The sequence below is a fragment of the Leisingera sp. ANG-Vp genome, assembly GCF_000813725.1.
GTDB lineage: Bacteria > Pseudomonadota > Alphaproteobacteria > Rhodobacterales > Rhodobacteraceae > Leisingera.
In genome coordinates this window covers 1-18,301 of the sequence record NZ_JWLD01000037.1, presented here as the reverse complement: position 1 = coordinate 18,301, position 18,301 = coordinate 1, and the positions used below count along the sequence as shown (strand labels likewise).

Genomic DNA, 18,301 nt, shown 5'->3' with positions numbered 1-18,301 from the left:
TCTCGCGCTGCCGTCCGGATCAGCCGGAGATCAGACCCATGCTTTCCAGCTTCAGCAGAACCTGGTGGGCGCAGTTGTCGACGTCGACATTCTCGGTCTCGACCGACAGCTCAGGGTTCTGCGGCACGTCGTAGGGGTCGGAGATGCCGGTGAACTCTTTGATCTTGCCTTCGCGGGCCAGTTTATACAGGCCCTTGCGGTCGCGGCGCTCGCATTCCTCGATCGAGGTGGCAACGTGCACTTCGACAAAGGCGCCGAAGGACTCGATGTCTTCGCGCACAGCGCGGCGGGTGGTGGCGTAAGGCGCGATCGGGGCGCAGATGGCGATGCCGCCGTTCTTGGTGATCTCAGAGGCCACATAGCCGATGCGGCGGATGTTGAGGTCGCGGTGCTCTTTCGAGAAGCCCAGCTCGCTCGACAGGTTCTTACGAACAATGTCGCCGTCCAGCAGGGTCACGGGGCGGCCGCCCATTTCCATCAGCTTGACCATCAGCGCGTTGGCGATGGTGGATTTGCCGGAGCCGGAGAAACCGGTGAAGAACACGGTGAAGCCCTGCTTGGAGCGCGGCGGCTTGGTCTTGCGCAGCTCGGCCACCACTTCCGGGAAGGAGAACCATTCCGGGATTTCCAGGCCTTCCGCCAGACGGCGGCGCAGCTCGGTGCCGGAGATGTTCAGGATGGTGACATTGTCGCGGTCCGCGATTTCGTCGTTGGGCTCGTACTGGGCGCGCTCCTGCACATAGACCATGTGCTTGAAGTCCACCATTTTCAGGCCGATTTCCTCTTCATGCAGGCGGAACAGCTCCTGCGCGTCGTAGGGACCGTAGAAGTCTTCGCCCTGGCTGTTCTTGCCCGGGCCCGCGTGGTCGCGGCCGACGATGAAGTGGGTGCAGCCGTGGTTCTTGCGGATGATGCCGTGCCAGACAGCCTCGCGCGGGCCGGCCATGCGCATTGCCAGGTTCAGCAGCGACATGGAGGTGGTGGCCGCCGGATACTTGTCCAGCACCGCCTCGTAGCAGCGCACGCGGGTGAAGTGATCGACGTCGCCCGGCTTGGTCATGCCGACAACCGGGTGGATCAGCAGGTTGGCTTCGGCTTCGCGCGCGGCGCGGAAGGTCAGCTCCTGGTGGGCGCGGTGCAGCGGGTTGCGGGTCTGGAAGGCAACAACCTTGCGCCAGCCCAGCTTGCGGAAGTAGGCGCGCAGCTCGTTCGGGGTGTCGCGGCGGCCGCGGAAGTCATAGTGGATCGGCTGCTGGATGCCGGTCACCGGGCCGCCCAGGTAGATCTTGCCGGCCTGGTTGTGCAGGTAGTTCACCGCCGGGTGGGCGTCGTCATCGGCGCCAAAGACCTTCTCAGCTTCTTTTGCTTTGTTCGGGGTCCAGTTGTCGGTGACGGTCATGGTCGCCAGGATCACGCCTTCCTGGTCGCGCAGGGCGATGTCCTGGCCCGCTTCCAGCTTGGAGGCGAAGTCTTCGGACACATCCAGGGTGATCGGCATCGGCCACAGGGTGCCGTCGGCCAGGCGCATGGAGTCGACGACGCTGTCGTAATCGGCCTCGGTCAGGAAGCCTTTCAGCGGGTTGAAGCCGCCGTTCATCAGCAGTTCCAGGTCGCAGATCTGGCGCGGGGTCAGGTCCCAGCTGACGAGGTCTGCTGCTTCGACCTTCAGTTTCTGCGCGCTTTCGTAAGAGACATAGAGCTCTGGAATGGGAGCCAGGTTGCTTTGCATTGGATGGGTCCTGTGTTTGAGAGGGGGCAGTCCGCTTGCGGAGCCGGTGAGTTCCGCGTGCAGCGCGTTGTATTCAGCGAGCTTGCGGGCGAGGAATTGATCGGTGAGACGCACTTTTTCCGCAGCACCCCGGGTGGTCAGCGAATAGGCAAACCGCTGCCGCTTGTCCGGGCCGGGGCGGTCACTAATGGTGATCAGGCCGGAATCCGCGGCGAGGCGCAATTGAGTGTTCAGCCGCCCGAGCGAAATCCCCAGCGCCGCAGCTGTGGTCCGCTGCGAGGCGTCCGGCTCGGTGTCGAGCTGGCGCAGGAGGCGGAAGAGCAGGTCTTCCTCATCCGGGGTTGAGGGGGAAACGTCGGCGGGCACTGTTCACTGTCTCAAAGTGTGTTCACGCGTGAACGCATTGCATGGATCGCAGCGGAAGCAAAGCCCTAATTCAGTCAAATTGCGGATTTCTGCCTGCGTGGCATCGTTGCAACGGGAGCGGGTGGCGGGGCAGGCTGTTCCCCTGTTGCTTGCCTGCCCGGATCTGTTGCGCAGCAGCGGCAGGAAAGGGAAAACGCCTGTTCTGTCAGGCGGGCAGGCGGCTTAACGCTGTCCCGCGGCCAGCACCCGGGGAAGAGCTGCTGCCTGTTCCACCGGCAGGGCGGCGAGCGGCGCGGAAACGCCCCTCAGCTGGAAGGTCTGCAGGGCGAATCCCTCTGCCTCATAGCCGGCTGCCTGCAGCACCCGGGCGGAGACCAGCAGCTCGACGCCCAGTTCCTTGGTCTGCGCCTCAAGGCGGCTGGCGGTGTTGACGCTGTCGCCGATGATGGTGCGCGGCGCATGGGCGGCGCTGCCGATCTCGCCCAGCACCAGCTCGCCCAGATGGATGCCGATGCCGACGCGGATGTGCGGTTCGCTGTCGGGCAGGCCGGCGTTGAAATCCTGCAGCGCAGTGCCGACAGCCGCGGCGGCGTCCAGCGCAGCGCGGGCGGAGCGGTCAGGGGCAGGCGCTTCGAACAGCGCCAGCAGACCATCGCCCAGATATTTGTCGACTGTGCCGCCTGCGCCGGTGATGGCAGGGACAATGGCATCGAAAAAGCGGTTCAGCAGAAACACCACATCATAGGGCAGCTGGCCGGAGGTGCGGGCGGTGAAGCCGCGCATGTCGAGGAACAGCACTGCCAGCTGCTGCTCGCTGCCCTGGCTGGCATGGGCACGGCCCTTGCTGCCGTCGGGGCGGAACATGCGGGTGACGGTGAGCGGCGCCTGCGGCTGGATCTGGCAGGCGAGCCGCATGTTGGCGGGCGCTTTGACACGCGCCAGGCTGCGGGCCTCGTCCGGCGATGGCGGCGGCAGGGTCTCGACGCCTTCGTCGACCACCACTCGGCAGGTGGTGCAGCGCCCTTTGCCGCCGCACAGCGAGGTGTGCAGAACGCCATTGGCCTGAGACATCTCCAGCAGCGTCATGCCGCGCTCGGCGCGGATCTCCGGGCCGAAGGCATAGCGGATGCGCACTGCCCGGCGCCGCCGCAGCAGCCGGCCAAATACATGGGCGGCCGCGGCCAGGCCCAGCAGCACCAGGAAACCGGTCAGCGTGCTGCTGTTGATCTGGAACAGTTCGTCAAAAGCCTCGTTGCTGGGCCAGTTGAAATCCTCCATCAGCGCCGGGCGCTGGCTGCCTTCGACAAACAGTCCGTAGATGCGGCGGCCTTCGGTCAGGAAGCCGGCCAGGGCAAAGCCGGGCACAAACACTGCCAGGCCTGTCATCCAGGGCAGCAGTGCCCGCCACCAGCGGGTGAGGCGCAGCCAGTAATGCAGGCCGATGCAGCCGTGGATCCAGACCGCCAGCAACAGCGCGGTCTGCTGCCCGGCTTCGGGCGAGTTCCACATCAGCACGATGACATAGGGCATTTCGTCATTGGTGCCGTAGATCTCATGCGAGTAGCGGGTGAAGACCAGGTGGTTCAGCAGCTGCAGCGGGATCAGAAAGCCGAGAACGGTCTGCAGGCCCTCGCTGAAGCGCATCTTCAGGCTGCGGCGGCGGGCCAGGCTCCACAGCGCCAGCCCGGCATGCAGGATCAGCGAGGCATAGAGGACGGTGCTGCCCAATGCGCTGCGGGTGATCAGAAGGCGGGCATCCTGAAACTCGTCCATCCAGGCCGGGGACAGCAAGCCAAAGCCGATGTTGAGGAAATGGAAGAAGGCATAGGCAAACAGCACCAGCCCGGTAATGATCCGGGTGCGGCTGATCCAATTGCCCTGCCAAAGCGCGCTTGCCACGGTATGTCCTTCTGTCTGCATGTTGCGGTGCCAAACTGGCTGCGGTAGGTGAAGTGGTCAAGGCGGGACTGCCGGCAGGCGCAGCGTACCCGGTGCTGCGAGTCTGCCAATGCGCCAGCTGGTGAAAGGACTATGCCGCTTTCTTAAGTGCCTTCTGGGCTGCTTTCAGCTTCTTCTCTTAACACGCAATCTTGGCCTTGCGGACTTTCACTTCCTTTTCAGATCTTTGATTTTGGCTTTCGGCCGCGCGGGAAACATGTGCGGGCTTTGCAGCTGTGCGTATTTGCCGCTGCGCGGCATTAGACCCGGGCGGGTGTCTTGATTGCGCCACGGGGCCTGTGCCACGTTGACCGGGCATTGGTTTAACAGGGATTGATACAGTGTTGAATTTTCTGAAGGCCGTGCTGCTAGCCGCTCTGCCGCTGCTTTGGTCGGCGCCACTGGCGGAGGCCGGGCGGCGGATCGCCTTGGTACTGGGCAATTCTGACTATCAAAACGCCTCCTACCTGCCCAACGCAGAGCGGGATGCGCGTGATATTGCGGCGGCGTTGCGCGGTATCGGGTTTGAAGTGCATGACGGCTACAACCTGGGCCGCCGGGAAACCCTGCGCCTGGCCCAGCAGGTCACAAGCCAATTGCAGCAGGACGACACGGCGCTGTTCTATTTTTCCGGCCACGGAGTGCAGTTAGGGGCGGAGAATTTTGTTTTACCAGTTGACGTTGCAGGATCGGTTGAGCGGGAGCTGAAGTCCGCGTCGGTGAGTCTGCAGGCGATCCTTCGTGAGATGGAGCTGCGTGCCGGGCGCAATATCATCGTGCTGGATGCTTGCCGGAACAATCCATTCCAGTCGCGGATGGCGGCGCGCAGCCTGGGCGGCGCAGCGCGGGGGCTGGCGCGGGTGGATGCTGGCGTCGGCTCCTACATCGCGTTTTCCACCCAGCCAGGCAACGTGGCGCTGGACGGCAGCGGAAGGAATAGCCCGTTCACGGCGGCGCTGCTGCGGCATCTGCCGCGCCATGAGGACCTGCACGCGATGATGCGGCGGGTGCGGGCCGATGTGGTGTCAGAAACCGGCGGCAGCCAGGTGCCGTGGGAAAACTCCTCGCTGATCGATGAGGTCTTTCTGACTGCACGCGGGCAGGCCGCGCCGGACCCGGCTGGCACGGCTGGTGTCGCGGTTCAGGCGGTGCCTTCCGGGCAGATCCGGCCGCGGGCGCAGCAATTTGATTACCGGGTTTCGGGCCTGGATCCGAACGGCGACGGATTCCTGGCCTTGCGCGATGGCACCACGTCGGGTGCACGGCGGCTGGCCAAGATGGTGGAGGGCACGCGGCTGGCGGTTCTGGCGCAGCGCGGGCGCTGGCTGCAAGTGCGGACGGAAACCGGGCTGCAGGGCTGGGCGCATTCAAACTGGATCCGCAAGGATGCCGCCGCCAGCGCCGCTGCGCCTGTTGGGCAGAATCAGTGCGACGCGCTATGGTTTCAGCGCAATTCGATCTTTGCCCGCCGCGGCTACTGTTTTCAGAGCGCGCGCGGGCAGGCAGCATTTTCCAATGCTGGTTGCATTCCCGGCATGAGCGCTGGCGAAGTGCCGCTGAGCGCCGCAGAGCGCGATGAGGTCAGCCGGCTGAAGGCGCAGGAACAGCTGTTGGGGTGTCGCTAGGCCCCGGGTGCCGTTGCCTGCTGGGCGCGCGGGCTCAGCCCTCAAGCCCCCAGCCGTCGGGAGCAAACCCGTGAGCGAGGGCCGCGCGGGTTGACAGCTCCTCGCCGATCCAGATGCCGGCGGATGAGATGATCTGGTCCGGCAGGGTGGCGCTCAGATAAGCCGGGTCTTCCCCTTCGGCCTCAAAGAACTCGCAGGAAAAGCCTTCCTTGCTCAGTTCCTCAGCCAGCGGGTGCCAGTCGGCGCCATCGCGGGCGGGGACGAAGAAGTAATCCACGTCCGCCACCTCAGGCAGGCCGTGATTGGCCTGCAGGTCGTTGAATGCCGCAACAGTTTCAGCCCGCTGGGTTTCGAAATCATGCGGCATCAGGTTTACTCCTGCTCTGCCAGGAAGCGCTCTGCATCCAGCGCCGCCATGCAGCCCATGCCGGCCGAGGTGACCGCCTGGCGGTACTTATGGTCGGTCAGGTCGCCCGCGGCATAGATACCGGGGATCGAGGTCTCGGTGGAGCCGGGCTTCACCTTCACATAGCCGCCGTTGTGCAGTTCCAGCACGTCTTTGACCAGTTCGGTTGCAGGTGCGTGGCCGATGGCGACAAAGACGCCTTTGCAGGGGATTTCCTTCAGCTCGCCGGTCTGCACGTTCTTGACCACGACGCCTTCGACACCCAGCGGGTTGTCGGTGCCGACCACCTCTTCGAGGGTGTGGAACCACAGGGTCTCGATTTTTTCGTTCTTCATCAGGCGGTCCTGCAGGATCTTTTCCGCACGCAGCTCGTCGCGGCGGTGGATCAGGGTCACCTTGGAAGCGAAATTGGTCAGGAACAGAGCTTCCTCAACAGCGGTGTTGCCGCCGCCGATCACCACGATCTCCTGGCCGCGGTAGAAGAAGCCGTCGCAGGTGGCGCAAGCCGAGACGCCGAAGCCCTTGAACTTCTCTTCCGATTCCAGGCCCAGCCATTTGGCGCGGGCGCCGGTGGCAAGGATCACCGCATCAGCGGTGTAGGTGGTGCCGCTGTCGCCCTTGGCGGTGAAAGGGCGGGAAGATGTGTCGAGCGAGGTGATGATGTCGCCGATGATCTCGGTGCCCATCGCCGCGGCGTGCTCCTGCATCTTGATCATCAGATCGGGGCCCTGGACCTCGGTGAAGCCGGGGTAGTTTTCGACCTCGGTAGTGGTGGTCAGCTGGCCGCCGGGCTCGATGCCCTGAACCAGGATCGGCTCCAGCATGGCACGGGCCGCGTAGACCCCTGCGGTATAGCCCGCAGGCCCGGAGCCGATGATCAGAACCTTAGTGTGGCGCGTCTCGCTCATGTTCGTCCCTTACGTAAGCAGCATGGCGGGCTTGCCGCCGTCAGGACATGCATATAGCGGCAGCAGGTGCTGGCTTAAACCCCTCAGCAGATGTATACGGCAGGATGCAAATTTGCCGCGGAGGCAAGCATTGCGCCTTGCACCTTCGGGATGCAAAGAATATTGCGCGCGGATGAAACATTATTGCGCGGCCCCGCGGCAGTGCTATAAGAAACGCAAAATCCATAGGAGTTTCCGGCATGGTCACAACCCGTCTTGATCCGATCGATCGCAAGATTTTGTCGGAGCTTCAGGCTGATGGGCGGATGACGAATGTCGAGCTGGCCAAGCGGGTCGGCATTTCGGCGCCGCCGTGTTTGCGCCGGGTGCGGGCACTGGAGGAGGCCGGGCTGATTCACGGCTACCATGCGGATGTGAACTCGCGCGAGCTGGGCTTTGAGGTGCAGGTTTTTGCCATGGTGGGACTGGAGAGCCAGGCCGAGGTCGAGCTGAGCGCCTTTGAGGAGAAATGCCGCAGCTGGCCGCTGGTCCGCGAGTGCCACATGCTGAACGGCGAGGTGGATTTCATCCTGAAATGCGTGTCGCCGGATCTGAGCACCTTCCAAAGTTTCCTGACCGGCGAGCTGCTGACCACGCCGAATGTGGCCAGCGTCAAGACCTCGCTGGTGATCCGCGGCGCCAAGGATGAGCCGGGCGTGCCGTTTGAGGTGCTGGAGGAGCGTCTGGCCCGCGAGGCCTGAGCGCCGCTGCATTCACATTGCTGGACGTGCAAAAGCCGGGCTGTATCTGCCCGGCTTTTTGTTGCTGAAGCGGCTGGCTGCTTACAGAACCGCAGAGCTGCTGCGGCTGCCGCCGTCGGCGCGCGGATGCGCCAGCGGGCCGAATTCGGCAATGCTGTCGGCATGGGAGAACAAGTTCAGAAACAGTGTCTTGATCGCGTAGCTTGCCAGTTTCAGTGCGTCAGGCCCCGGATGGTAGGTCTCGAATTCAAGCCCGCCGGCATTGATGACCGCATGGCGGGGCAGGCAGAAGTGGTACATGTCCACCGGCGTCGGCGGCGCGGTTTCAAAGATGCTCATGCCGTCCTGGAATTCGGCGGCCGGGGTCAGGAGCTGGCTGCCGTCTGTGCTGCCCTGCATGTGTGGCGGTGTGCGCAGAAGGCGGGCGGCGGGCCCCACTACCAGGCTGGCGGCGGGTTTTTGCAGCCCCAGGCTGTCGGCCATGAAGCTGGTCAAGCGGTGGCTGCGGCCCTGGCTGCCGGGGCGGGCGGGCAGTAGGCTGGTCCGGCCGATCCACACCAGCGGCTGGCTGCCGCCATCACTCGTCAGGATCTCGTCGCCGGGCAGAAGGTCCTCAACAGCGATGGGCCCCTGTGCGGTTTCCACCAGCGAGCCGCGGGAGAAGGCGCAGAAGGCATCCTCAAACAGCGGCAGCGCCGGGGCAATATGGCGGGTTTCAGAAATGGCGCCGTTGGGCAGCAGGCTGCTGACATCATAACGGCGCAGCTGCGGCTTGGTGGCAGAGCGCAGGGCGGCCGGGTCCTGCAGGAACGCATTGGCCTCGACGGCTTTGGCTGCAGCCCTCTGCAGCGACTGGGGGATGGTCATTACCGGACCTCTCCTTTCAAACTGCCCGTTTGCATCGGCCCCCACCGGCAACACAGACGCGCTTGAACGATGTGTATGTCTGTAATCTGGCGGGTTTTAATTAGAATTGTCAAAAAATCTGAAGCAAACTGGTTAACATGCGGCCGGCCCGTCACCGCTGCGGGCGGATCCCAGCGGCTGGCAGGGACGGGCGTAAGGCGATTCGGCTAAGGAAGCGTCAAGCAGGGCTGTGAGGCTCCAAACCCCGGTCAGGTGCCCCGGCGGCGGCAGGCCGGGCTGGCGCAGCTGCGCCAGGGGAAAACCGCCGCCCGGGCACCCGTCCCCGGCGTTAACCCAGTTTCCGCTTGGGCGCGGGCACGGCCAGCTGCACCGGCGCCTGGCCAGTGTTGCGGCGCTTGGCAGCCCAAGGCAGAGTCACGGTCTCGCTCTTGGCAGAGCGTATGATGGAGGCAATGAAACGCTTGTTCATTTTCACTAATCCTTCGCCCGGCAGCTAAGCCCTGTGCGGAGGCTGCTGCTGTTGTTTGTTCTGCCTCTTTTATGGGTAAGCTTTGCGCCGTGAATGTGACCCGCCGTGGGCATTTTCACAGGCGGGCGCGGTTTGAAACCCAGCCATGGGCGCATGCGGAGGGGCGCTGTATGCCGCTGACTTTGCAGTGAAAAAACAAAGCTCCCTGCGCGGCTTCCGTAGCGGAAGGCACAGATTGCGGCGGAATTTATGAAAATCCGCCACAATTGGGCGGGTTAACGCGCGGTTAAAGCCGGATGCAGGAGATCAGGCGGCCGTAGTCGGCCTCTTTGGCGTGGGTGGCGCGGCGGTAGGAGTAGAACTTCTCCGCGTCGGAATAGGTGCAATGGCGGGTCCACTCTGCGTGGCCGGCGCCGGCCTGGCGCAGCTTGTGCAGGCCCAGGGCGGGCAGGTCGAATTGGTAGCGGCCGTTCACGCCATTGGCAAAGAAACGGGCGTAGCTGTCGTCCTGCATGACAAAGTCGTCAAAGAACTCCGGGCCGACCTCATAGGCGCGCTGCGAGATTGTCGGACCGATCACCGCGGCAATGTTATCGCGGCGGGCGCCGAGGCCTTCCATTGCTTCCAGCGTCGCTTCCAAAACCCCATCGAGGGTGCCGCGCCACCCGGCGTGGGCAGCCCCGATGACCTGTGCGTCCGGGTCGCAGAACAGCACCGGCTGGCAGTCGGCGGTCAGAATCGACAGCGCCAGCCCCGGCACATTGGTGACCATCGCATCCGCCCGGGGCCGCTCCTGCGAGGGTTCGGTGATCACCAGCACATCGGCGCTGTGCACCTGGTGCACGGCGCTGAGGTTTTCGGAGGGCACATCCATGGCCGCCGCCACCCGGGCGCGGTTGATCTGCACCGCCTCGCGCTGATCAGTGGAGCCAAGGCCGCAGTTGAGGCCGTGATAGATGCCTGACGAGGCGCCGCCCTTGCGGGTGAAAAACCCGTGCCGCACCGGGCCAAGCAGATCGGACGTGAGAATTTCAAGCGTCATGGGTTCAATCCTGGCGGAGGGGCGGCCTCAGAAGGATAAAGGCCGAGCACTTTGAACAGGTTTCCCATTTCCTCCGGGTGCGTCAACCGCCGATGTGCTGCGATCAGGTTTTCCAGACTTTCGCCCGAGAGCGCTGCGGCCAGCGCGCGGGCGCGGTCAGTGATGCCGAGGCGCTCGAGGAAGACGCCTTGCGGGGTCAGGCGGGTAAAGGCGCAGCCTGCGGTTTTAGCAGCCAAGGCAAGTGCTTCGAAATCCACATGCGCGGTGAGGTCGGCCTGGCCGGGGTTCTGCAGCGGATCGGCGGGTTCATGCGCGCGCAGCGCCTGCAGCGTATCGCCAAGCGCCCGCCAGTCGCCGTAGTCGACAATCAGCGCGGCCCCGCCGCGGGCTGCGATTCGGGCGGCTATGGCTTGCGTGACAGGGGCAGCGGCCTCGCAGACTTCGACCAGATCGCCTTCGCTCGTGTCCGCCAGCCGGTGTTCCAGTGCGGGCTGCGGCGCCGGCGCGGCCAGGCCGAAGCGGAGCGCACCCTCTGTCAGGCCAACGCGTTTCTCGCTCCACTGACCGCCCGTGCGGATGAACTGGCGGATAGGCAGGGCGTCGAAGAATTCGTTTGCCACCAGGAACAGCGGCTGGTCCGGCAGCGCATCCACGCTGTCCAGCCAATCTGGGGCATAGCCCTCCAGCGTCCTGGCCTGCACGCCGCGCAGAGCCGGGGACGCCTCGACCAGACGCAATTGCATCGCGGCGTGGAACCCTGGCACGCCGCGGGTTGCGCGCAGGAGGTCGGCCATCAGGGTGCCGCGGCCCGGTCCAAGCTCTGCCAGAGTAAAGGGAGCAGGGGAGCCCTGATCGATCCAGGCCTGCGCCAGCGCCAGGCCGGCCAGTTCGCCGAACATCTGGCTGATCTCCGGCGCGGTGGTGAAATCACCCTTGGCGCCCAGCGGGTCGCGGGTGGTGTAATAGCCGAACTTCGGGTGCAGCAGGCATTCGGCCATATAGTCTGCAACCTGGATCGGGCCCTCTGCCTGGATGCGGGCGGCAAGATGGTCTGCCAGGCTCATGCTGTGCTCCGTGCCGCGTGCCGGGCCCGCAGCAGGAAATAGAGGCCGATTGCGATCATCGGCAGCGACAGCGCCTGGCCCTGGGTGAGGCCGAAGCCGTCGATGTGCCAGGCCAGGCCCAGGGGATTGCCGGGCGAGACGAATTGCGCGTCTGGCTGGCGGAAGAATTCTACGATGAAACGGGCAAGGCCGTAGCCCGCGAGGAACACGCCCAGCAAGCGGCCAGGGGTATGGAAGGCATTGCGGCGCCAGGCAAGGTAGAGAAGCAGGGCGCCAAGGATCAGCCCTTCCATCAGTGCTTCATAGAGCTGAGAGGGGTGGCGGGCGCAGAGCGCGCCGAGTGCCTGGCCGCAGTCCTGCGCTGCCTGGCCCGGGAAGGCCACGCCCCAGGGCAGATCGGTCGGGCGGCCCCAAAGCTCGGCGTTGATGAAATTGCTGAGCCGCCCCAGCAGCAGCCCGGGCGCCACAGTGTGGGCGACCAGGTCGGCCATTTGCAGGCGCGGTATGCCGTGGCGCAGGGCATAGATCCAGGACGCCAGGACCACTCCGAGCAACCCGCCGTGAAAGGCCATGCCGCCCTGCCAGACTTTGATGATATCGCCGGGGTTCGCCAGGTAATAGGCGGGCTGATAGAACAGCACGAAGCCGAGCCGCCCGCCCAGGATCACTCCGAGAATGACCCAGGTGAGCAGATCCTCGACCTGCTGCGGCTTCATCGGCGGCTGGCTGCCGGGCCACATAGCAGGGCGGCGCAGGGCGGCCACGGCGAGGCGCCAGGCAATGACAATGCCCGCGATATAGGCCAGCGCATACCAGCGCAGGGCAAACTCGAACCCGCCGATGGCGATGGTGAAAATCTCGGGCGAGAGGTCGGGGAATTGGATCAGGGCCTGCATATGCGTCTGAATGCCTCTGCATGTTAAGAAGAGTCAACGGCTTGCCGCCGCGGCTTTGCTTGCCCATATAAGGGGCAACCCGTTGATGGAGAAGACGATGCAGACCCGGAACAAGATCCTGGACGATATTTCCCAGCTGATGACCAACGCGATGGGCGTCGCCCAGGGCGCGCGGGACGAGGCTGAAACCGCGATGAAAAGCATGATCGACCGCTGGCTGGCCGACCGTGATTTCGTCACCCGCGAGGAATTCGACGCGGTGCGCGCGATGGCGCAGAAGGCGCGGGAAGAGAACGAGGCGCTGAAGGCGCGGCTGGACGCGCTGGAGGCCGGCAAAAAAGGCTGAGGCCTGGGGCGGCGGGCGGACCGCCCGCCCAGCGATGAAAAGAGGCCTGCCGCAGCACTGTGCTGCAGCAGGCTTTTGTTTTGGCTTATCCGCAGCACCCGGCCTTGGATGCTGCAGGCGTTTCGCCCGGAGCTTCGTTCAGATTGGCGCCGCGCCCCAGCCAGGTGCGCTCAGCCAGGTAGAAATCCGAGAACTTCTGCTCAAAATCCTCCGGCACGGATTTCCGGGCGATGCCGGTATCCAGCAGCGCCTGCTGCCAGGCCTGCACCTTGGGATAGCTGGCCAGCATGTCGTAACCGCTGTGCGCCTGAACAATCGCGGCGCGGTGCAGCAGCGGCAGCCAGGCGATGTCCACGTTGCCAAGCTCAGCGCCGGAGAAATACGGCCCTTCGCCAAGCTGCTTCTCGGCCTTGTCAAAAGCCTTGCTCAGCTTGGCCATGCGCTCGTCCATCACAGCCTTATCGGCGCTTTGCATGGTTGAGCATTGTACCAGGTAGTGCTTGCTGGCCTGATAGCTCCAGGCGCGGTTCAGGGCGCGCTGTTCAGGGGACAGGCCGGGCTGCAGCGGCGCGGTGATCTCATCCACGTATTCGGTGATGGCGTCGGACTCGAACAGCGCAGTCCCGTCTTCGGTCACCAGCAGCGGCACCTGCCCGGTGGGTGAGATATCGAGGAACCACTGCGGTTTGTCGCTGAGGCTGATGTAGTCAATTGCATAGGCCACGCCTTTGGCTTCCAAGAGCGCTGTGACCCGCTGTACAAACGGGCAGATCTTGAAGCTGATAATCCGGATCATCGTGATTTCCTTTCTTCCGGTGGTTTCGCTTGTAAGACGCACGGCAAAAGGAAAAGACGGCGGTTAGCTCAGCATTTTTTGCAACTGTCTGGTTTCGGGTGGTATTCTGCGATGTTCCCGCGCGCATCCAAGGTAAAGCCGCAGCAGTCCTCGAAGGCTTTTCGCAGGTCCGCGCGGCCTGATTGCACGCGGGACTTGAGAGTGGAGTAGGGGATGCCGGCTGCAGCCGCGTAGTCGCGTTGCGAGACCCCTTGGAGGTCGATGGCCGTCAGGATGCGGGCGGCCTCCGGGGGCAATGACTGAATGAAGGGCTCAACGCAGGCTTCCAGATCCTGGCGGGTCGAGGGGTCGTCTTTGGCGTACCACAGGTCGTCCGGATGCGGCGGCGCCCGGCGGCCGGTCTTGCGGTAATGGTCGATGATGGTGCGCTGGGCGGTCTGGAACAGCCAGGACTGCAGCTTGGCGCTGTCCTGCAGCGCGGGCAGGCCGGTGAAAACCTTGATCGAAATGTCCTGCAGCAGATCCTCGGCATCTTCCGGATTCGAAACCCGCGAGCGCAGGAAGGCACGCAGGCGGCTGCGGTACCGGGGCCAGATTTCTTCGATGGTCATACCAGGGCCTCCGCAAGGAGATATGCGCAAATCTTGATGTGTTCTGTTATACTGGCGCTGGATGCCGGTGCAACCGGCGCCAAAGTGTGTTTCAAGGGGGACGGTTAGGATGACAGCACAGAACGGTTTTCTACTGATAGCGGATATCTCCGGATATACGCAGTTTCTCACCTCCTCGGAGCTGGACCACGCCAACCCGATCCTGCAGTCGCTGCTGCAGACAGTGGCGGAACAGGTCGGCGAACCCTTGCACTTCTGGAAGCTGGAAGGGGATGCAGTGCTCGCCTATTCGACCCGGCAGGAGCTTTTTTCAGGCGACCTGATGCTGACCTTCTGCGAAAACCTTTACAATGCTTTTGCCACCCGCCTGCAGGATATCGTTGCCAATACCACCTGCCCCTGCAAGGCCTGCGCCAACGCGCACGGGCTGGACCTGAAGATCATCGTCCACTTCGGCGCTTTTGAGGAAATGCAGGTGGGGCCGGTCACTGATCTGTCGGGCGCCGATGTGATCCTGGTGCACCGTATGACCAAGACCGAAGCCGCTGCGGAAACCGGCGTGCGCAGCTATGCGCTGTTCAGCGATGCAGCGGTGCAGGCAGTGCAGCTGCAGGCGGCGATGGCGCCTTATTCGCAGGCGATCGAGCATTTCGGAGATGTTTCCATGCAGGTCTATGACCTGGCCCGTGCCTGGGACAGGTTCCGGGCCGGACAGGAGCGCGATTTTCTGGAGGAGGAGGACGGAGTCTGGACTTACCGGCGCCGGATTGATGCGCCGGTCCAGCTGGTCTGGGAGGCGCTGACCGCGCCGGAGTTCAAGGTGCGCTGGATGGACAGAGTGGGCGCGATCAGGATGGAAAACCCCGAAGGCCGCCTGGGGCCTGGCTCGGTGTATCACTGTGCCCATGAACTGGCTGAATTTGTCTACAGGATCACGGACTGGCAGCCCTTCGACTATTTTTCGACCCGGATCAAGGATCCGGCGCGGGAAGGCGTTGAACTGCCCGAAACCTACCATCTGACGCCGGTGCCGGGCGGGACCGAGCTGCGCTATACCATGGGCAGGGCCTTTGACAGTGCGGGCAACCGGTCCGAAGCCTCTGAGCAGGAGGCTGCCGGGTTCCTGGCAGAGTTCTGGCCGGCATCCTTTGACGCGATGGACCCGCAGGTGTCGCCTCCGTCCTGACGCGCGCAAGCAAGAGCAGAGCCTGCCGCGCTGCGGTGAAAAAAGACCGCCGCATCGGATGCGGCGGCGGAGCCTGAGCCGGTTGTCAGGGCTGAACTGGTTGCGGCCAAGCGGCGCGCATCTCTCCTGCTGAGTCAGACCGCCAGGATCCAGACCGCGATCAGGCTGACGGTCAGGTAGACCAATGTGTTGACCATCCAGCGGATCAGGCCCGCTTCGCCTTCGGGGTCAACACCCAGGCGTTCGCAGACTTTGGTTCCGGGCCACAGGAAGGCTTCTGACAGTGTCATGAGGGGGCTCCTTAATGAGTGTTTCAGATGCGCATTTTCTACCGGTTAAAATGAGCATTGTAAATGCGCAATATTGACGGCAGGCCGGACAGGCATTGCAGTTGCATTTTTCAGGATATGAGTGTTTGTAGGTGAGCGGCCGGCATTTAGGGGGCTGTGGATAGTTCATCCACAAGTTATTGCAGATATCCCCAAAATAAAGGGTTGCCAGATCCTGAATTCAGGCCCACCATATCTAGTATGGGAGCGGGGATGCCTCCCCGGCCCATAGCAGAAAAACCTAGCTGTTGGGCGCCTCTGTGCCCGGTGTGCTAGGCAAAAAGAGAGGTGGCATCATGGCACTATCCGAGCTTCACCTGGAAGAAGACATCCACCCGATCGACATCGTCGAAGATCTGGCCTCGCGCCACGACTGGGACTTCGACAGGGTCGGCGACGACCAGATCGCCATGTCGGTGGAAGGGCAGTGGCGCACTTATTCGCTGACGCTGGCCTGGTCCGGCTACGAGGAATGCCTGCGGCTGGTCTGCAGCTTTGAAATGGAGCCGCCTGAGGCAGAGCTGCCGCGGCTGTACGAGCTGATCAACCGGATGAACGACCAGTGCTGGGAGGGGTCTTTCACTTACTGGGAAGACCACAAGCTGATGCTGTTCCGCTACGGTCTGATGCTGGCAGGCGGCCAAATGGCAAGCCCGCAGCAGATCGACGCGATGCTGAATGCGGCCGTCGCCAATGCGGAACGCTACTACCCGGCGATCCAGCTGGCGGTTTGGGGCCGGCGCAGCGCGGATGAGGCGATGCAGGTCGCCATTGCAGAGGCCTACGGCCGGGCGTAAGACTTTGCCCTGAACCTGAGATTTGGGGAGGGGCTTTACATGAATATGCAAGAGATTGCTGCGCGCGGGCTGGTGCTGCTGGGCTGCGGCAAGATGGGATCGGCGATGCTGGCCGGCTGGCTGGAGGGCGGATTGCCCGCATCCTCGGTCTGGGTGATCGACCCGCGGCCCTCGGAGTGGCTGCAGGGCACCGGCGTCCATATCAATGCAGAGCTGCCGGCGGCGCCGGGTATCGTGCTGATCGCCGTGAAGCCGCAGATGATGGGCGAAGCGCTGCCCACGCTGCAGAGCTACGGCAACGGGTCCACCCTGTTCATTTCCGTGGCTGCCGGAACCTCCATCGCTACTTTCGAAGACGTTCTGGGCGCGCAGTCGCCGATCGTGCGGGCAATGCCGAATACACCGGCCGCAGTTGGGCGCGGGATCACTGCGATAATCGGCAATGATCATACCAGCGCCGCCGATCTGGACCGCGCCGAGGGGCTGCTGCAAGCGGTAGGGCAGGTTGTGCGGCTGGATAATGAAGGCCAGATGGACGCGGTCACTGGCGTCAGCGGTTCGGGTCCTGCCTATGTCTTCCACCTGATCGAGACCCTGGCGGTGGCAGGCGAGGCGCAGGGGCTGCCTGCGGAACTGGCAATGCAGCTGGCCAAGGCGACCGTGGCTGGTGCCGGTGCGCTGGCAGAGGCGGCCGAAGAAAGCCCCGGCCAGCTGCGCATCAATGTGACCAGCCCCAACGGAACCACACAGGCCGCTCTGGAAGTTCTGATGGATGATGACGACGGCTTCCCGGCGCTGCTGAACCGGGCAGTGGCGGCGGCCACCAGCCGCTCCAAGGAGCTGTCGCGTGGCTGAGATCAGTTTCGATGACTTCCTGAAAGTTGATGTCCGGGTGGGCGAAGTCGTCCGTGCAGAGCCGTTTCCCGAGGCGCGCAAGCCGGCAATCAAGCTCTGGGTCGATTTCGGGCCGGATATTGGCGTAAAAAAGAGCTCAGCGCAGATTACGGCGCATTACATGCCGGAAACGCTGGTGGGCAAGCAGGTTCTGGCCGTCGTAAACTTCCCGCCGCGGCAGATCGGCAAGTTCATGTCAGAAGTCCTGGTGCTGGGCCTGCCGGATGAGGATGGAGAAATATTCCTGGCGGGTCCCGATGGACAGGTCCCGCTGGGCGGGAGGATGCACTGAAATGAAAATCTGGATTGCGCGGCCGATGACGGCCGCGGTGGAGGCCCGGGCGCGGGAGGCGTTCGGGGATCTGGAGATCCGTGAGACCAACGCGGTGATGTCCGAAGCGGAGATGCTGCGGGCTTTGGCCGAATTCGACATTGTCGTGCCGACCTTGGGCGACAAGTTCTCGGCGGAGATCTTTGCCAAGGCGGGCACCCCGCGCTGCAAACTCTTGGCCAACTTCGGCGTTGGCTACAACCATATCGACGTGGAGGCTGCACGGGCGGCGGGCGTCGAGGTGACCAACACCCCAGGCGCGGTGACCGATGCCACCGCCGATATCGCGATGACGCTGATTCTGATGTCGGCGCGCCGCGCCTCGGAAGGCGAGCGGATGCTGCGCAAGGGCGATTGGGAGGGCTGGCACCCGACGCAGATGCTGGGCCTGCATGCCACCGGCAAGCGCGTCGGCATTGCCGGCATGGGCCGCATCGGCCAGGCAATCGCGCGGCGCTGCCACTTCGGCTTTGGCATGGATGTGTCTTATGTGGCGCGTTCTGAGAAAGCTCTGGATTTCCCGGCGGACCGGTCTGAAAGCCTGACTGCAATGGCAGCTGAGGCGGACTTCCTGGTGGTGGCGGTGCCGGGCGGTGCCGAGACCTATCACCTGATCAACGCCGAAGTGCTGAACGCGATGCAGTCCCACGCGCATCTGATCAACATCGCCCGCGGCGAAGTGGTCGAGGAAGCGGCGCTGATCGAGGCGCTTCAGAACAACCGCATCGGCGGCGCAGGCCTGGATGTCTATGAGTTCGAGCCCAAGGTGCCGCAGGCGCTGATCGATCTGGATAACGCAACCCTGCTGCCGCATCTGGGCACGGCCACGGAGGAGGTGCGCAGCAACATGGGCCATATGGCGCTGGACAATGTTGCGGCCTATCTGGCCGGCGAGGCACTGCCGAACCGGGTGTAAGCTGACCCTGGCAGGGCGGGGGGGCCGCCCCCCGGCCCCCCGGGG

At 63.8% G+C, this 18,301-nt stretch carries 20 protein-coding genes; 8 read left to right on the top strand and 12 right to left on the bottom strand.

The window, feature by feature from the left end; translation table 11 throughout:
- Positions 1–19: 19 nt before the first annotated feature.
- Both RA20_RS12540 and RA20_RS12535 read right to left on the bottom strand, forming a co-directional pair.
- On the bottom strand, positions 20–2,095 hold the full coding sequence (locus RA20_RS12540) for a bifunctional sulfate adenylyltransferase/adenylylsulfate kinase (RefSeq protein ID WP_039129108.1): 2,076 nt from the start codon (positions 2,093–2,095) through the stop codon (positions 20–22).
- Between the two features lie 222 nt (positions 2,096–2,317).
- On the bottom strand, positions 2,318–3,994 hold the full coding sequence (locus RA20_RS12535) for an adenylate/guanylate cyclase domain-containing protein (protein WP_152618513.1): 1,677 nt from the start codon (positions 3,992–3,994) through the stop codon (positions 2,318–2,320).
- A gap of 380 nt (positions 3,995–4,374) precedes the next feature.
- Here RA20_RS12535 and RA20_RS24670 point away from each other — a divergent pair, with 380 nt between their 5' ends.
- A complete protein-coding gene (locus RA20_RS24670) occupies positions 4,375–5,658 on the top strand; it encodes a caspase family protein (RefSeq protein WP_082018009.1) in 1,284 nt (427 codons plus the stop codon).
- A 34-nt stretch (positions 5,659–5,692) separates the two neighbouring features.
- Here RA20_RS24670 and RA20_RS12525 read toward each other — a convergent pair whose 3' ends face one another.
- Both RA20_RS12525 and trxB read right to left on the bottom strand, forming a co-directional pair.
- Positions 5,693–6,025 (bottom strand): hypothetical protein, encoded by a 333-nt coding sequence (locus RA20_RS12525; RefSeq protein ID WP_039129102.1) that lies wholly within the window; start codon positions 6,023–6,025, stop codon positions 5,693–5,695.
- A 5-nt stretch (positions 6,026–6,030) separates the two neighbouring features.
- On the bottom strand, positions 6,031–6,972 hold the full coding sequence (gene trxB, locus RA20_RS12520; RefSeq protein ID WP_039129099.1) for a thioredoxin-disulfide reductase: 942 nt from the start codon (positions 6,970–6,972) through the stop codon (positions 6,031–6,033).
- 239 nt (positions 6,973–7,211) lie between these two features.
- Between trxB and RA20_RS12515 the strand changes: the two genes are divergently transcribed.
- Entirely contained in the window at positions 7,212–7,712 is a 501-nt protein-coding gene (locus RA20_RS12515; protein ID WP_039129096.1) for an Lrp/AsnC family transcriptional regulator, read from the top strand.
- A gap of 81 nt (positions 7,713–7,793) precedes the next feature.
- On the opposite strand, the gene RA20_RS12510 is transcribed toward RA20_RS12515, so the two are convergent.
- From RA20_RS12510 to lgt, 5 genes are all read right to left on the bottom strand, one after another.
- The gene (locus RA20_RS12510; protein ID WP_039129093.1) at positions 7,794–8,579 is read right to left on the bottom strand and encodes a Hint domain-containing protein; all 786 of its coding nucleotides are present in this window, start codon (positions 8,577–8,579) and stop codon (positions 7,794–7,796) included.
- Between the two features lie 328 nt (positions 8,580–8,907).
- The gene (locus RA20_RS25785) at positions 8,908–9,048 is read right to left on the bottom strand and encodes a hypothetical protein (protein WP_193748834.1); all 141 of its coding nucleotides are present in this window, start codon (positions 9,046–9,048) and stop codon (positions 8,908–8,910) included.
- Between the two features lie 286 nt (positions 9,049–9,334).
- Positions 9,335–10,090 carry a peptidoglycan editing factor PgeF gene (gene pgeF, locus RA20_RS12505; protein ID WP_039129090.1) on the bottom strand — a complete coding sequence of 252 codons (756 nt, stop codon included), beginning with the start codon at positions 10,088–10,090 and terminating at the stop codon, positions 9,335–9,337.
- A complete protein-coding gene (locus RA20_RS12500) occupies positions 10,087–11,154 on the bottom strand; it encodes a class I SAM-dependent methyltransferase (RefSeq protein WP_039129087.1) in 1,068 nt (355 codons plus the stop codon). Before RA20_RS12500 ends, pgeF begins: the two co-directional genes overlap by 4 nt.
- Positions 11,151–12,050: a prolipoprotein diacylglyceryl transferase gene (gene lgt / locus RA20_RS12495; RefSeq protein WP_039129084.1), complete on the bottom strand. Its 900-nt coding sequence runs from the start codon at positions 12,048–12,050 to the stop codon at positions 11,151–11,153. The genes RA20_RS12500 and lgt overlap by 4 nt, the downstream gene beginning before the upstream one ends.
- Positions 12,051–12,147: 97 nt before the next feature.
- Here lgt and RA20_RS12490 point away from each other — a divergent pair, with 97 nt between their 5' ends.
- On the top strand, positions 12,148–12,396 hold the full coding sequence (locus tag RA20_RS12490; protein ID WP_039129083.1) for an accessory factor UbiK family protein: 249 nt from the start codon (positions 12,148–12,150) through the stop codon (positions 12,394–12,396).
- Between the two features lie 85 nt (positions 12,397–12,481).
- On the opposite strand, the gene RA20_RS12485 is transcribed toward RA20_RS12490, so the two are convergent.
- Positions 12,482–13,192, bottom strand: a complete 711-nt coding sequence (locus tag RA20_RS12485) for a glutathione S-transferase family protein (RefSeq protein WP_039129080.1) — start codon at positions 13,190–13,192, stop codon at positions 12,482–12,484.
- Positions 13,193–13,260: 68 nt separating this feature from the next.
- On the bottom strand, positions 13,261–13,803 hold the full coding sequence (gene sigZ, locus RA20_RS12480) for an RNA polymerase sigma factor SigZ (protein WP_039129077.1): 543 nt from the start codon (positions 13,801–13,803) through the stop codon (positions 13,261–13,263).
- Positions 13,804–13,912: 109 nt separating this feature from the next.
- On the opposite strand from sigZ, the gene RA20_RS12475 reads away from it, so the two are divergent.
- Positions 13,913–14,989: a DUF2652 domain-containing protein gene (locus RA20_RS12475; RefSeq protein WP_039129074.1), complete on the top strand. Its 1,077-nt coding sequence runs from the start codon at positions 13,913–13,915 to the stop codon at positions 14,987–14,989.
- A 134-nt stretch (positions 14,990–15,123) separates the two neighbouring features.
- Here RA20_RS12475 and RA20_RS25780 read toward each other — a convergent pair whose 3' ends face one another.
- Positions 15,124–15,279 carry a hypothetical protein gene (locus tag RA20_RS25780; protein WP_193748833.1) on the bottom strand — a complete coding sequence of 52 codons (156 nt, stop codon included), beginning with the start codon at positions 15,277–15,279 and terminating at the stop codon, positions 15,124–15,126.
- Between the two features lie 335 nt (positions 15,280–15,614).
- Between RA20_RS25780 and RA20_RS12470 the strand changes: the two genes are divergently transcribed.
- From RA20_RS12470 to RA20_RS12455, 4 genes are read left to right on the top strand one after another with little or no spacing between them, the layout of a single operon-like run.
- Positions 15,615–16,115, top strand: a complete 501-nt coding sequence (locus RA20_RS12470; RefSeq protein WP_039129071.1) for a YbjN domain-containing protein — start codon at positions 15,615–15,617, stop codon at positions 16,113–16,115.
- Between the two features lie 39 nt (positions 16,116–16,154).
- Positions 16,155–16,970, top strand: a complete 816-nt coding sequence (gene proC, locus RA20_RS12465; protein WP_039129069.1) for a pyrroline-5-carboxylate reductase — start codon at positions 16,155–16,157, stop codon at positions 16,968–16,970.
- Positions 16,963–17,301 carry a tRNA-binding protein gene (locus RA20_RS12460; RefSeq protein WP_039129067.1) on the top strand — a complete coding sequence of 113 codons (339 nt, stop codon included), beginning with the start codon at positions 16,963–16,965 and terminating at the stop codon, positions 17,299–17,301. Before proC ends, RA20_RS12460 begins: the two co-directional genes overlap by 8 nt.
- A 1-nt stretch (position 17,302) precedes the next feature.
- Positions 17,303–18,256 (top strand): 2-hydroxyacid dehydrogenase, encoded by a 954-nt coding sequence (locus RA20_RS12455; RefSeq protein WP_039129064.1) that lies wholly within the window; start codon positions 17,303–17,305, stop codon positions 18,254–18,256.
- The last annotated feature ends 45 nt before the right edge of the window (positions 18,257–18,301 follow it).